10 protein-coding genes and 2 pseudogenes are annotated in these 14,127 nt (G+C 70.2%); 8 read left to right on the top strand and 4 right to left on the bottom strand.

The window, feature by feature from the left end:
• Positions 1 to 45 precede the first annotated feature (45 nt).
• Positions 46 to 990, top strand: a complete 945-nt coding sequence (locus tag QQM39_RS21630) for a LysR family transcriptional regulator (RefSeq protein ID WP_301998930.1) — start codon at positions 46 to 48, stop codon at positions 988 to 990.
• Positions 991 to 1,128: 138 nt separating this feature from the next.
• A complete protein-coding gene (locus QQM39_RS21635; RefSeq protein WP_301998932.1) occupies positions 1,129 to 1,344 on the top strand; it encodes a hypothetical protein in 216 nt (71 codons plus the stop codon).
• Positions 1,345 to 1,450: 106 nt separating this feature from the next.
• On the opposite strand, the gene QQM39_RS21640 is transcribed toward QQM39_RS21635, so the two are convergent.
• Positions 1,451 to 3,541 carry a PhoX family phosphatase gene (locus QQM39_RS21640; protein WP_301998934.1) on the bottom strand — a complete coding sequence of 697 codons (2,091 nt, stop codon included), beginning with the start codon at positions 3,539 to 3,541 and terminating at the stop codon, positions 1,451 to 1,453.
• A gap of 276 nt (positions 3,542 to 3,817) precedes the next feature.
• On the opposite strand from QQM39_RS21640, the gene QQM39_RS21645 reads away from it, so the two are divergent.
• From QQM39_RS21645 to QQM39_RS21655, 3 genes and pseudogenes are all read left to right on the top strand, one after another.
• Entirely contained in the window at positions 3,818 to 5,962 is a 2,145-nt protein-coding gene (locus tag QQM39_RS21645; protein WP_301998936.1) for a VWA domain-containing protein, read from the top strand.
• 158 nt (positions 5,963 to 6,120) lie between these two features.
• Positions 6,121 to 7,851: a methionine--tRNA ligase gene (gene metG, locus QQM39_RS21650; protein WP_301998938.1), complete on the top strand. Its 1,731-nt coding sequence runs from the start codon at positions 6,121 to 6,123 to the stop codon at positions 7,849 to 7,851.
• Between the two features lie 74 nt (positions 7,852 to 7,925).
• Positions 7,926 to 9,062 (top strand): annotated as a pseudogene (locus QQM39_RS21655) (methionine--tRNA ligase); the annotation flags it as partial.
• A 22-nt stretch (positions 9,063 to 9,084) separates the two neighbouring features.
• On the opposite strand, the gene QQM39_RS21660 reads toward QQM39_RS21655, so the two are convergent.
• Positions 9,085 to 9,432, bottom strand: a complete 348-nt coding sequence (locus QQM39_RS21660; protein WP_301998940.1) for a DoxX family protein — start codon at positions 9,430 to 9,432, stop codon at positions 9,085 to 9,087.
• 139 nt (positions 9,433 to 9,571) lie between these two features.
• Positions 9,572 to 10,924, bottom strand: a complete 1,353-nt coding sequence (locus QQM39_RS21665) for a polysaccharide lyase family 1 protein (protein WP_301998942.1) — start codon at positions 10,922 to 10,924, stop codon at positions 9,572 to 9,574.
• A 224-nt stretch (positions 10,925 to 11,148) separates the two neighbouring features.
• Between QQM39_RS21665 and QQM39_RS21670 the strand changes: the two genes are divergently transcribed.
• Together QQM39_RS21670 and QQM39_RS21675 are read left to right on the top strand one after the other, a co-directional pair.
• Entirely contained in the window at positions 11,149 to 11,625 is a 477-nt protein-coding gene (locus QQM39_RS21670; protein ID WP_301998944.1) for a hypothetical protein, read from the top strand.
• Between the two features lie 48 nt (positions 11,626 to 11,673).
• Positions 11,674 to 12,039 carry a PH domain-containing protein gene (locus QQM39_RS21675; protein WP_301998946.1) on the top strand — a complete coding sequence of 122 codons (366 nt, stop codon included), beginning with the start codon at positions 11,674 to 11,676 and terminating at the stop codon, positions 12,037 to 12,039.
• Positions 12,040 to 12,102: 63 nt separating this feature from the next.
• Here QQM39_RS21675 and QQM39_RS21680 read toward each other — a convergent pair.
• Positions 12,103 to 13,227, bottom strand: a pseudogene (locus QQM39_RS21680) (carbohydrate-binding domain-containing protein); the annotation flags it as partial.
• Between the two features lie 175 nt (positions 13,228 to 13,402).
• Between QQM39_RS21680 and QQM39_RS21685 the strand changes: the two are divergent.
• Positions 13,403 to 14,083 (top strand): hypothetical protein, encoded by a 681-nt coding sequence (locus tag QQM39_RS21685; RefSeq protein ID WP_301998948.1) that lies wholly within the window; start codon positions 13,403 to 13,405, stop codon positions 14,081 to 14,083.
• Positions 14,084 to 14,127: the final 44 nt, after the last annotated feature.

The raw sequence follows: 14,127 nt of genomic DNA on the forward strand, positions 1-14,127 counted from the left end.
TGTGCGGCTGGTGAAAGCCTTGATTCCGCTTTAGTCTCCGAGTGCATGGACCTCGAGGTGAGACACCTCCGCGCGCTGTGCGCCATAGCCGACACCGGCAGTCTGCACCGGGCGGCCCGCCAGCTGGGCGTCGCCCAGCCGTCGCTCAGCACACAGCTGCGGCGGATCGAGCAGGAGCTCGGCGGCGCACTCTTCGTGCGCGCGAGATCCGGCTGCCGCCCCACCCCGCTCGGCCGTCTGGTCCTCAGCCGTGCCCGCCCGTTGGTGGCCGACATGCGTGCCCTGGCCGCCGAGGCGAGGGCGGCCGCGGCGGGCGGTGCGGAGCTGCGGGTCGGCTCGACGGCGAGCAAGGCCCTGGCGGGCTGGCTGCGCCGGCTGCGCGGCCACGGCCAGGACCCGACCCTCCATATGAACGTCTCCCCGAACGCCCTGCTCCGCATGGTCGCCGACGGCCAGCTGGACGTCGCCTTCGTGCACGAGGTGGAGGGCTCTCCCCTGCGCATCCCTCCCGAACTCCGCCTGCGCGTGCTGATGGAACGCGAGCCGCAGTTCGTGTCGCTGCCGACCGACCACCCGGCGGCGGCGAAACCGGAGGTCACCCTCCCCGACCTGGCCGACGACCGCTGGATGGTCGACCCGACGGTGGACGGCGAGTGGGACGCCGTGCAGCGGATGTTCCGCGCGGCCGGCGTCAACCCCCATGTCCTGCACGGCGACTACTACACGGCGGACGCCCTGGTCGCCACCGGCGAGGTGGTCGCCGTCTGCCAGCCGACCCACGCCGACAGCCCCACGATGGCGGTACGGCGCCTGCACGGCGACCCGCTCGGCGTACGACTGCTCCTCGCGGCTCGCACCGAGACGGACCTGGACGGCGTCTATCCCGCCCTGGAGGAGGCGTACTGGGAGGCGGCGCGGCAGGCACCGGCGTACCGGGAGTGGCTGGAACGCGACGGTGCGGGCCGGCCACCGGTCCCGGCACTGCCGTGAGCGACCCCGCCATGGTCAACCCCGCGCAGGCGGTAAATCGTTACTTCATCCTCGTGCGGGTGACGGAGGACGAGGTCAGGGGCGGGCAGAGGCAATGATCTATCCAGTTCAACTGGCCTCCCGATAAGGGGATTTTTCATGCGCCGTACCGCTGTCGTCCTGCTCGGAACCCTCGCCCTCGCCGGAACCCTCGCCCCGGCGGCCAACGCCGTGCCGGACCCGGTGGGCACCGTCACCTGCCTGGCCGAGACCCCCGCCGCCGTGCCCGAGCTCGCCGACCCGGCCGCCCTGCTCGACCCCGCCGCGCTCCTGGACCCGACCGCGGCCCCGGGCGTGAGCTGCCTCGCCCCCTGAGCTCTGCCACAACGTATGCGGGCCGCTCTCGTGAGGAGGGCGGCCCGCATGCGTATGGGTGCCTGTGCGATCAGGCGGCTCAGGCGCCTCAGATACCTCAGATGCCTCAGACGCCGATGTCGCAGCCGTCCTTGCGCCAGACCGCCACGACGGCCGGCCGGTTGATCTTGCCGGCGCCGTCGGGCCAGGCGCTCAGCGGCTTCTCCACCGTCGCGCCGTCGATCTCGCCCGGGTGCTGCACGGCGACGAGCACGCGGCGGTCCTGGATGACCGGGCCGCAGGTCTCCGCGCCCTTCGGCATCGTCAGGAACTGCTTGAGCTCACCGCGCCGGTCACCGCGCGTGGCGACGCCGAAGAGGCCGTCGTGCGAGCCGAGCTGGTTGCCGTCGGTGGAGATCCACAGGTTGCCGTACGAGTCGAAGGCGACGTTGTCCGGGCAGGAGATCGGGGAGACGTCCTCCTTCGGGAACCCGGCGAAGTAGGTGGCCGGGTCCTCCGGGTCACCCGCCACCAGGAACAGCGTCCAGGCGAACTTCTTGCTGTCGGCGCGGTTCCAGCGCTCGGTCAGCTCCAGGACCTGGCCGTGCTTGTTGGCGTTGCGCGGGTTGGCCTCGTCGGCCTTGGCGTTCGTACCGACACCGCGGTTGACGTTGTTGGTGAGGGCGACGTACACCTTGCCGGAGTACGGGTTCGGCTCGATGTCCTCGGGCCGGTCCATCTTCGTGGCGCCGACCTTGTCCCCGGCGAGACGCGTGAACACGAACACCTCGTCCGCGGTCATCCCCTCGACGTGCGAGACGGCGCCGTCGGCGGTGGCGGTGGCCAGCGGGACCCACTCGCCGCTGCCGTCGAACTCGCCGTCGGCCGGAAGCTTCCCGCTCCCGTCGATCTCGATGGCGGGGGAGTCACCGGTGAGCTTGGCGACGTACAGGGTCCCCTCGTCGAGCAGCGAGAGGTTGTGCTCCCGCACGGCCCGGCTGGTCCCCTTCTTCATCCGCTTGCTGCCGATGAACTTGTAGAAGTAGTCGAAGCGCTCGTCGTCACCGGAGTAGACGACGGGCCGCCCGTCCTCGGTCAGCCGCACGGTCGCACCCTCGTGCTTGAAGCGGCCGAGCGCGGTGTGCTTGCGCGGCTTGGAGGTCGGGTCGTACGGGTCGAGCTCGACGACGTACCCGAACCGGTGCGGCTCGTTCGGCTCCTGGGCGACGTCGAACCGCTTGTCGAACCGCTCCCACTTGCGCTCGCTCGCACCGGTCCCGAGGCCGTAGCGCTTGTCCGTCGCGCGGGTGGCGTTGGCGAAGTACTGGTTGAAGTTCTCCTCGCCGTGGAGGGTGGTGCCCCAGGGGGTGACGCCACCGGAGCAGTTGTTCAGAGTCCCCAGGGCCTTGGTGCCGGTCGGGTCGGCGGAGGTCTTCAGCAGGTCGGAGCCGGCGGCGGGCCCGGTGACCTTGAACTCGCTGGTGGCGGTGACGCGCCGGTTGAGCGGATGCCGAGGCACGGCGGTCAGCTTCCCGGTCCTCCGGTCCGCCTCCACGACGACGGCGGACAGCCCGTGCGCGGCCCAGGCGACCTCGACCTGCTGCTTGGTCGGGTTGTCGGCGTCGTACCCACGGAACATGAGCACTTCGTCGGTGTACTCGTGGTTGGCGACGAGGATCTGCCGGTTGCGCTCGCCGGGCAGCGGGAGCAGGGCGAGGAAGTCGTTGTTGTACCCGAACTGCTGGGACTGCGCGGCGCCGGTCTGGTTCTCCGGGTCGAACGCGGGGGCACCGCGCAGGATGGGCTCGCCCCAGCGGATGACGATGTTCTGCGCGTAACCGTCCGGAATCGTCACGGTGTCGGCGGTGTTCGGCGCGACGGGGTTGAACCGGAGACCACGGGCGCCCCGGGAGAAGGTGCCGCCGGTCCGCTCGGCCGCGGCGGCGTCCCCGGCAGCGGCCTCGGCGGCGCCCGCCTTCGGCGCGGCGACGGTGGTGGTGGCGCCCACGGCGGCGGCCGCGGTGACGACGGCGGCGGCGCGCAGCGTGGTACGGCGGCTCACGGCCTCGGCGATGACGTCACCGACGTACGGGTTCGTGGTGGTGTTCGGCACCTCGTGGAAACAGGCGTCACCACACCGGAACCGACAGGTCAGGGCGGATCGGCCACCAGGGTGCGAGTCACTGTTGGTCCGGATGATCGGTAGCTGGATGCGCATGGCGTTTTTGTACTCCCCTTGCTTCCCCTTGAGTGCAGCGTGACGGACGGTAGGGGCACGTTTGTGCGGGAGCGGGGCGACCGCATGAACGACAGGTGAATCAGGGGTGGACGTACGGCAGTTGAGTCCGCGGCCGGACTCGGCTCGATGCCGCCCTTGACGTACCGGGAGCCCCTGTGTCCGCCCCTCCCCAAGATCACCATCTGGGGCCGCTAACCTTACGTGTCCGTCCTGGCCAGGGATTACGGGCATCAACTCACGCGAAGGGTTGCGCACATGGGCATTCTCACTCTCCTGCGGAACGCGTTCGGCCGGTCACGCAAGGTACGTACCGCCGAAGCAGAGGGTGCGACTCCTTCGCCGGAGCCACAGCCGACGATCCCCTCCCCCTCCCCGGAACCCCAGCCGGCGGCCACCGCCCAGGTCCCGGAACCGCGGGTGTCGGAGGGGTCGACAAAGCCGGAGGGCACGGACAAGTCCGAGAAGTCCGACAACCTCGGCAGGCCCGAGCAGACGGAGGACGCAGCGCACGAGCTGGTCTCGGCCGCGTTCGACAACGTCACGGTGCCCAAGCCGACCGGGTCGGTGGAGACGCGGGGGGAGACGGCGGTCGACGAGGGGGCGCGGGCGGAAGCGCCGGTCGCCGAGGAGGCTGCCGCGGAGACGGCGGGGGCGGAGACGCCGGTCGCCGAGGAAGCCGTCGCGGAGACGGCGGGGGCGGAGACGCCGGTCGCCGAAGAGGCGGGAGTGGAGACGCCGGTCGCCGAAGAGGCGGGAGTGGAGACGCCGGTCGCCGAAGAGGCGGGAGTGGAGACGCCGGTCGCCGAAGAGGCGGGAGTGGAAGCGCCGGTCGCCGAGAGCCTTGCCGAGGCGGAGCCGGTGGCTGAGACACCGGCGGACGAGGAGCCTGCGGCGGAAGCGCCGGTCGCCGAAGAGGCTGCCGCGGAGACGCCTGCGGCCGAGGAGCCGGCGGCTGAAACGCCCGTCGCCGAGGAGCCCGCCGAGGCAGAGCCCGTTGCCGAGGCGCCTGCGGCCGAGGAGCCTGCGGCCGAGGAGCCTGCGGCGGAAGCGCCGGTCGCCGAGGAAGCGGTCGAGGCGGCGCCTGTTGCCGAGACGCCCGCCGCCGAAGAGGCCGTCGTCGAGACGCCTGCGGCCGAGGAGCCGGTGGCTGAAACGCCCGTCGCCGAGGAGCCCGCCGAGGCAGAGCCCGTTGCCGAGGCGCCGGTCGCTGAGGAACCCGTCGCGGAAGAGCCCGTCGCCGAAGAGCCCGCCGAGGCAGAGACTGTCGCTGAAACGCCCGCGGCCGAGGAGCCCGTACAGGCAGAGCCCGTCGCGGAGACGCCGGACGAGGTGCCGGTGCCGGACGAGCAGGAGCCGGTGGCCGAGGAGCCCGCGTCGGTGGCGGCCGGCGAGGAGTCGGCATCCGAGCCGGAGGCAAGCGCCGAGGTCACGCCGGAGGCGGTCGCCGAGCCCGAGGTGTCCGCCGAGGTCACACCGGACCCTGAGCCGGTAGCCGCCGGAGCCTCTCCCGAACCGGTCGCGGAGCCCGTAGCCGCCGAGGCCACCCCCGAACCGGTCGCGGAGCCGGCGACCGACGAGCCCGCGGCCGCCGATGGCGGGGAAGCCCCACAGGGGCCACTCGCAGCCGACGACGAAAGCAGCACGGGTGGTGCGGGCGGGAACACGGACGCCGAAGGCGAAGCCGAGGCCACCGCCACCGCCACCGCCACCGCCACCGCCACCGGCGCAGCCACCGCCGCAGCCACCGGCACCACCCCCACCCTCCCCCCAGGCCTCGTCACCGCCTACAAGTCCGCCGCCACCACCCTCGACAAGCTCAACCTCACCGGCACCCGCGCCAAGGTCTACCTCGTCCTCGACCGCTCCGCCTCCATGCGCCCGTACTACAAGGACGGCTCCGCCCAGGCCCTCGGCGACCAGACCCTCGCCCTCGCCGCCCACCTCGACCCCGAGACCGCCAACCCCACGGTCCACGTCGTCTTCTTCTCCACGGAACTCGACGGCACCGCCGACCTCACCCTCACCGACCACGAGACCAAGATCGACGAGCTGCACGCCGGCCTCGGCCGCATGGGCCGTACCAGCTACCACGCAGCCGTCGAAGAAGTCGTCACGCACCACCGGAAGACGGCCCCCGACACCCCCGCCCTGGTGGTGTTCCAGACCGACGGCGCCCCCGACGCCAAGACCCCGGCCACCCAGGCCCTCACGGACGCCGCGAAGAACCACCCCTCCGTGTTCTTCTCCTTCGTCGCCTTCGGCGACCCCGAGCAGAAGGCCTTCGACTACCTCCGCAAGCTCAAGACGGCCAACACCGCTCACTTCCTGGCCGGCAAGACCCCGCTGGAGCTGACCGACCAGCAGGTCTACGAGGGCATCCTGGCGAACTGGCGTCCGTAACGCACCGCAGCGAACCCGGGCCGCCCGCTTTCCACCACGTAAAACGGAAAGCGGGCGGCCCACCCATGTCGGATACGATTTCAAGGTTCCAAACCGACGACAGACGCCCCACGACCCGGCGCCCGTCACCCCACGTAGCGACTTGGGAGCAGCCCGCGATGGCTCGACACCTCATCACCAGCGCCCTTCCGTACATCAACGGAATCAAGCACCTGGGCAACATGGTGGGGTCCATGCTCCCGGCGGACGTGTACTCCAGGTACCTCCGCCAGCGCGGCCACGACGTCCTGTACATCTGCGCGACGGACGAGCACGGCACCCCGGCCGAGCTGGCGGCGAAGGAGCAGGGCCTGCCCGTGGCGGAATTCTGCGCGCAGGCGCACGACGCGCAGAAGGCGGTCTACGACGGCTTCGCGCTGGCCTTCGACTACTTCGGCCGCAGTTCCAGCCCGCAGAACGTCGAGATCACCCAGCACTTCGCCCGCAAGCTGCACGAGAACGGCTTCATCGAAGAGCGCGCCATCCGCCAGGTGTACTCGCCGGCCGACAGCCGCTTCCTCCCGGACCGCTACGTCGAGGGCACCTGCCCCCACTGCGGCTACGACAAGGCCCGCGGCGACCAGTGCGAGAACTGCACCCGCGTACTCGACCCCACGGACCTGATCGACCCCCGCTCCGCGATCTCCGGCTCCACGGACCTGGAGGTCCGCGAGACCAAGCACCTCTTCCTCCTCCAGTCCAAGCTCCAGCGCGAGGTCATGGAGTGGGTCGCCCGGCACGACGACGTCTGGCCGCACCTGGCCTCCTCCATCGCCCACAAGTGGCTGAACGAGGGCCTGCACGACCGCGCGATCACCCGTGACCTGGACTGGGGCGTCCCGGTCCCGGCGGACACCTGGCCGGAGCTGGCGGCCGAGGGCAAGGTCTTCTACGTCTGGTTCGACGCGCCGATCGAGTATCTCGGCGCGACGAAGGAGTGGTCCGACCTGGACCCGGAGAACCGCGACTGGAAGTCGTGGTGGTACGACGTCGACACCGACGTCCGCTACACGCAGTTCATGGCGAAGGACAACGTCCCCTTCCACACCGTGATGTTCCCGGCCACGGAACTCGGCATCCGCGAGCCGTGGAAGAAGGTCGACTTCGTCAAGGCCTTCAACTGGCTGACGTACTACGGCGGTAAGTTCTCCACCTCCCAGAAGCGCGGCGTCTTCACCGACCAGGCGCTGGAGATCCTCCCCGCCGACTACTGGCGCTACTTCCTGATCGCCAACGCCCCCGAGTCGGACGACTCGTCCTTCACGTGGGAGCACTTCACGGCCACGGTGAACAAGGACCTCGCCGACACCCTCGGCAACTTCGTCAACCGCGTCCTGTCCTTCTCCAGGAAGCGCTTCGGCGAGGAGGTCCCGGCGGGCGCCGAGGCCGGCGAGGCGGAGGCGAAGCTGGGCGAGCAGATCGCCGAGCTGCTCGCCGAGTACGAGCAGCACATGGAGGCCCTCCAGTTCCGCAAGGCGGCCGCCGCCCTGCGCGCCCTGTGGTCCGCGGGCAACTCCTACCTGGAGGAGAAGGCCCCCTGGCTGGAGATCAAGACCGACAAGGACGCCGCCGCCCTCACCCTCCGTACGGCGATGAACCTGATCCACCTCTACGCGGTGGTCTCGGAGCCGTTCATCCCGACGACGGCCGCCGCCATGCGCCAGGCGTTCGCCCTCGCCGACACTGCGTCTGATCAAAAGCGTGCGACGTGGGTGAGCGCGGACGAGGCCCGCTCCCTCACGTCCGTCCCCGCCGGCACCCCCTTCACCGTCCCCCCGGTCCTGTTCGCCAAGCTCACGGACGACGACCTGGAGGCGTACAAGGAGCGCTTCGGCGGCGAGGCGGCGTAAACGGCGTGAAGGCCCTGGTGCGGGTGTGATGGAGTGAGGTCATGACGTACTACGTCACGGAGGACGGCACTCCTCTCTGCGCGATCCACAAGCGCCCGGTGGACCTCCTCAAGGAGGAGAACTACTTCTTCAAGCTCAGCGAGTACGGTGACCGCCTTCTCGCCCACTACGAGGCCAACCCCGACTTCATCCAGCCGGAGTCGGCCCGCAACGAGGTGGTGAACTTCGTCCGCGGCGGCCTCCAGGACCTGTCCGTCTCCCGCTCGACGTTCGACTGGGGTGTCAAGGTCCCCTGGGACGACGGCCACGTCATCTACGTCTGGGCGGACGCCCTCCTCAACTACGCGACGGCCGTCGGCTACAACGAGAACCCCGAGAAGTTCGCGTCGACCTTCCCCGCCGACGTCCACCTCGTCGGCAAGGACATCCTCCGCTTCCACGCGATCATCTGGCCGGCCATGCTGATGGCGAACGGCCTCCCGCTGCCGGGCAGGATCGCGGCCAACGGCTGGCTGATGGTCGGCGGCGAGAAGATGTCGAAGTCCAACCTGACCGGCATCAAGCCGCAGGACCTGACCTCGCACTTCGGCGTGGACGCCTACCGCTGGTACTTCCTGCGCGCGATCGCCTTCGGCCAGGACGGCTCGTTCTCCTGGGAGGACTTCTCCGCCCGCTACACCAGCGAGCTGGCGAACGACTACGGCAACCTCGCCTCCCGTGTGGCGGCCATGGTCGGCAAGTACTTCGGCGGCGAACTGCCGGCGGCGACGGCCGACGGCGAGGCGGAGAAGGCGATCCACGACGGCCTGGCCAAGGCGGCCGCGGCGGCCGACCGGAAGATCGGCGACGAGCTGGACTTCCAGGGCGGCATCCTGGCCGTCTTCGACTTCGTCAAGCAGGTCAACGGCTACCTCACGGAGCAGGAGCCCTGGAAGGTCGCCAAGGACGGTTCCGAGGCCGGCCGCGCCCGACTGGCGACCATCCTCTACACCGCCGCGGAGTCCCTCCGCGCCGTCGCGGTCCTCCTCGACCCGATCATGCCGGAGACCTCCCGGAAGCTCTGGGACTCCCTGGGCGCGGAGGCGTCGCTCGGCGCTCTGGCGGACCAACGGGTCCAGGAGGCCGGCCACTGGGGCCGGCTCCCGGTCGGTGCGACGGTCACGAAGGGGGCGGCCCTGTTCCCGCGCCTGGAAGAGAAGCCGACCGCCTAGTACGAGACGGGCGCGTCCCGGTTCAGGCGGCGTACCCGAGAGCGAGTGCGCCGATGACCGGGGCGGCGTAGACCAGCGGGAACGGAATGTGCGCGTACCACCGGGCCCGCGCCACCGTCACCGCGGCCCCGAGGAAGTACAGCACCAGCCCGACCCCCGCGAGCACCCCGATCACCGGCAGGAACAGCCCGGCCACCAGCCCCACGGCCCCGGCCACCTTCGCCAGCCCGAGCCAGGTCCACCACGACCGGGGCACGGAGTAGTCGGTGAGTGCCCGCACGATCCACTGGGCCCGCAGGAGCAGGACGGTGCCGGAGAATCCGGCCATCAGGGCGGCCACGACGGTGACGACGACATAGGCGGTCTGCATGAGGAACTCCTGGTCAGCTGCGGTCGGAACCGCACGGCGGGGGCCGCGCGGCGGGTCCACTGCCTGCCTGACGCCGGGCGCCGCGGAAGTGTGACAGCAGCCGACCAGGAGAGTTCCTCAGCCGTACGTCAGCCCGGCGTCAGGACAGCGCCCCGGCGCCGGTCGTCGTCGCCAGCTCCGCCACCAGGTTCTTCGCGGAGGACTGCAGGCCCGCCGTCAGCGCCGGCTTCCAGTTCACCGTCGTCTTGATCTTCTTCGAGCTCGCGGCGTTGTAGGCGGCCACGAGGTCGGTCGTCGTGCCGTTGACGAGGTTGCCGCCGCCGGCGATCGAGCCGGTGCCGTCGCCGCTCAGCAGCTTGGCGAGCTTGGTGCCGGACGGCAGCTTCCAGGCGTTGTGCTCGGCGACGACCTGGGCCTTGGCGCGGGAGTCGATGCTGTACTTCGGCGCGTAGCCGTTGAGCGTGGTGGTGTCGTAGACGTTGTTGTAGAGGTGGATCTGACCGATGCGGGCCAGGGGCGCCCGCTGCACGATCCCCTTCCACACGTTGTGGTGGAGGGTGACCCGCAGCTTGCCCGTGCTGTCGGTGTCGCTGCTGCCGATCAGCATCGTCTTGTCGTGGCAGTTGAAGAGGTTGCGCTCGACGGTGACCAGGTCGGAGCCGTTGGTGATGTCGAGGGCGCCGTCGTGGACCTGGTACTTGCGCCCGAAGTACGTCTTCAGCGACTTGTCGAAGTTCGGGGCGTCGGTGAACGTGTTGTGATCGGCCCAGACGTTCGTCGCGCCGCGCAGGGTGACGGAGTCGTAGTTGGAGTTCCACTCGCCCGACGAGCCGTCCGTCGGGTCCCACTGCGGGAAGCAGTCCTCCGTCGCCGAGAACGTCAGGTTGCGGACGATGACATTCCGCACGTTCTGCACCTGCAGGCTGCCGCCCTTGATGCCGGCGTTCGTGCCGGGGACGCCGACGATGGTGGTGTTGGCGGGCACCCGGAAGACGATGTTCTTCTTCTGCTTGTCCGCGGCGGCCTTGCGGGCGTTCTCCTGCGTGCCGGACGGCGCCTTCTTGCCGTAGGTCGCCGGGTCGTAGGCCTTGAGGTAGGCGGAGAGCGAGTAGCCGGTGCCGGAGGCGTAGTCGGCGCAGGTCAGCTTCTTGCCGGCATCGCTGGTGTTGGCGTCGATGGTGCCCTTGACCTTGATGATCCGGGGCGTGGTGTCGGAGACGGACCCCAGCGCCTTCACCAACTGCGCGCGGGTGCTGACGGTGAACGTGTGCGCGGAGTCCGCCTTCGAACCGCCCGTCGTACCGGAGCCGGAGGCCGCCCAGCCGTCCTTGGCGGGCAGCGACTCGTGGTACAGGTCGACCGCGCCGGCGTTCGCGTTCATCACGAACACCCCGGCACCCGCGCCGGCGGCCAGGGCTGCGGCGGTGATGACGGCGGTGCGGCGACCGCGGAGGGAACGACGGTGGGTGGGGCGGTGGGAAGGGGATGCCACGAATGAGTCCTTACATACCTCGGTGAGGCTCGCGCGCCGGCGAGCGAGCCCGCGTGAGCGGGCTTCCGACCGGTGTGTGGTCGCGGAGATCTGAAAGGTTGCCGTGAATTTTTTGGCTGACTGGTGCCCAACTCGGGGACATCACGCGGATGTTGCCCATCCGGTTGGCATCGATCGCGCCCCACCGCCACCATGCCCCTCGGCACGACCGTATGGTTTCCGCCATGGCAGTCCCTGAGGTCATTCCGATCGCCTACGCGCCGCATGGCCGTACCGAGGCGATCGGCCGTTACGCGGACGGGCAGTTCATGGGTTCGGTCACGTACGCCTTCCCCAAGGGCTTCGACCTCGGCACCGGCTGGGAAGGGCACAAACGCCTCTACTCGGTCCTCCACACCTTCGACGCCGACGGCGGATACCGCGACTCGGAGATCTGGTGCGCCGGCACCTGGGCCGAGCAGCAGCGCGCCCCGCACGGACCCGACTCGGTCCTCGCCCGCGCCCGCGCCCGACTGGCCACCGGACTGCGCAGCCTCCCCCGGCGCACCTACACGGACATCGCGATCCGCCCCTTCCAACTCACCGTCGACGGCGTGCTGTTCGGCCTGCTGACCGGAGAGGACGACGGCGAGGCCTGGGCCGAGCTCTACCCGGACCTCCTCGGCTTCGGCGCGCCCTGGGACGGTTCGTACGACGCCTGATCCCTTACGCTGCTAGCCATTGCACGCAAATGAGTGGGGGATCCCTTTATGGCACTGTTCGGGAACGCGCACACCGTCGACCAGGGGCAGGCCCAGCGGGACTACGCCCGCCTGCTGGGCCACGGGGAGCAGGTGCACGCCGCGTACCTGCTGATACGCGACACCATCCTGTTCACCGACCGCCGTCTGATCCTGGTCGACAAGCAGGGCATCACCGGCAAGAAGGTGGAGTACCACTCCATCCCTTACCGCAGCATCACTCACTTCGCGGTCGAGACCGCCGGCACCTTCGACCTGGACGCCGAGCTGAAGATCTGGCTCTCGGGGTCGGCGACGCCGATCCAGAAGACGTTCACCAAGGGCGTCGACATCTACGAGGTGCAGGCGATCCTGACGCAGTTCGTGGCCAAGTAGCCCGTTCTCCACGGCCGTTTCTCCACGGCCGTTTCTCCACGGCCGTTTCTCCACGGCCGTTCTCTACCGCCGTCCGCCCGGTCCGCCGCCGAAGCCGCCCTCAGGGGCCTCGCCCGCGGTGACCGTGGCGATCTCGTCGGCCGAGCCGAGGTCACCCGCCTCGGCGAGGCCGCCGGTGGAGTCCCCGGACGCCGAGCCGCCGGAGTGGATCCGGTACTCCTCGCCGCTCTTGATCGCGGAGGACGAGAAGACGACGTTCTGGATCGTCCTCGATGTCACATACGTCGCCACCACCTTGCCGTCGGAGTCCACGACATGCAGGGTCGTGCCCGACGGGACGGACGAGTCGAGCGTGGCCGAGAGCCAGCCCTGTCCGGACTCGGTGTCCGGGGCGACCACCATGCCCGCGCTGCCGGCCGCGAGCAGCGTGCCGCCGCTCACGGTGAAGCCGCCGTTGACGTCCAGCGCGCCGTTGCCGTTCCTCTCCGGGCCGTTGACGACGACCGTGCCGCCGCTGATCTCGGCCGTGCCGTTGGAGTCGAAGCCGTCGCCGTCGGCGTTGATGACGAGGGTGCCGCCGGTGACCTTGGCGGTGTAGTCGCCGACGTTCTCACCACCGCCGCCACCGGGGCCGCCACCGAAGCCGCCCTGATCGTTCGATGAGCTCTCGCCGCCGGACGCGTTGACGCCGTCGTCGCTGGACGTGACCGTCGTCGAGCCGCCGCTGACCAGGATGTCCTTGCCCTCCAGGCCTTCGTTCGCCTCCGTGATCTCCAGCGTGCCCGCGCTGATCACCAGGTCGCCCTCGGCGTGGACGCCGTCGTCACCGGCGGCGGCCTTGACGGTCGCGCCGGCCAGGTGGACGGCCCCGTCGCTGTGCAGGGCGTCCGCGGAGGAGTCGACGTCGATCGTGCCGCCCTCCAGGACCGTGATCACGCCCGACTTCAGGCCGTGCGCGGAGGAGTCGTCGGAGGCCTCGCTGCCGACGGTGAGCTTGCCGCCGGTGACCACCAGGTCGGTGGCCGCGTCGACGCCGTCGCCCTCGGCGGTGACCTTCACGGTGCCGCCACTGACGGCCAGGTAACCCCGGTCCGCGTCCTCGGTGTTGTCGGCCTTGAGCCCGTCGCCACCCGCCGTGACGGCGACCGTGCCACCGCTCACCACGAGGTAGTCCTTGCCGCGGATGCCGTCGTCGGCGGCGCGCTCATGTCCAGGACGATCGGGGAGCGGTCTGTGAGAAGCCTTTGGGTTTCTTTAACCAGTCTTGAGAAATACAGGAGGAGTCCGTGAGGTGAACTACACCTGTACGGCGGCATGGTGACGGCGGGAAGATTCGGACACGGACGCGATAATCGGGGCCACTATGCTGCCCCCGCCCCGCGATCTCCTGCCCGACGTCCTCGTCGTCGGCGCCCGTTACCCGCTCGTCCTGGCCGGCGACTGCGCGGCCCGGGCGCATGACCTCACCGCACGGCATGTGACGTCGGTGGAGGTGGCGACCGAGAACCCCGAGCCCATGGACCAGATCGCGGCGATGGTCCGGTTCGGTCTGACGGAACGCGGCTGGCGGGTACGCCCTGTGGAGACCGACCCGCTCTCCGCCCGCCTGCTCGTCACGGACCCCGACACGGGTGCGGAAGGCACGGTCGACCTGCTGAAGGAGACCTTCTGGCGTCCGCCGGTGTTGACCGGCCTGGGCCCCGCCCTCTCCCTGGAGGACCTCATCGGCACGAAGGTCCGCGCCCTGACCGACCGCGGTGCCGCGCGCGACGTGGTCCACATCTACCTGGCCGCGGCCCACTGGAGCTACCCCGACCTGGAGGAACTCGGCCGCCGCCACGCCTGGGACGACCTCGACCTGGCGGATCTCCAGTCCCGTCTGGAGGCCACGGAGCTGCTGGACGACCGGGAGTTCACCGCGCGGGGTCTCGACGAGGAGTTGGTGCCGGTGCTCCGCCGGTGGGTTCGGGCATGGGCGGACGACATCGCGGAACGGCTGCTGGAGGAGGAGGCGCTCAGGCCGCCGGCGGATGCGGATGAGTGACGGCCCGCCCCGGTCCGACCACAGACCCCACTGTTAGCATCCGC

Origin of the sequence: Streptomyces sp. DT2A-34, from assembly GCF_030499515.1 — a bacterium.
Classification (GTDB): Bacteria; Actinomycetota; Actinomycetes; order Streptomycetales; family Streptomycetaceae; genus Streptomyces.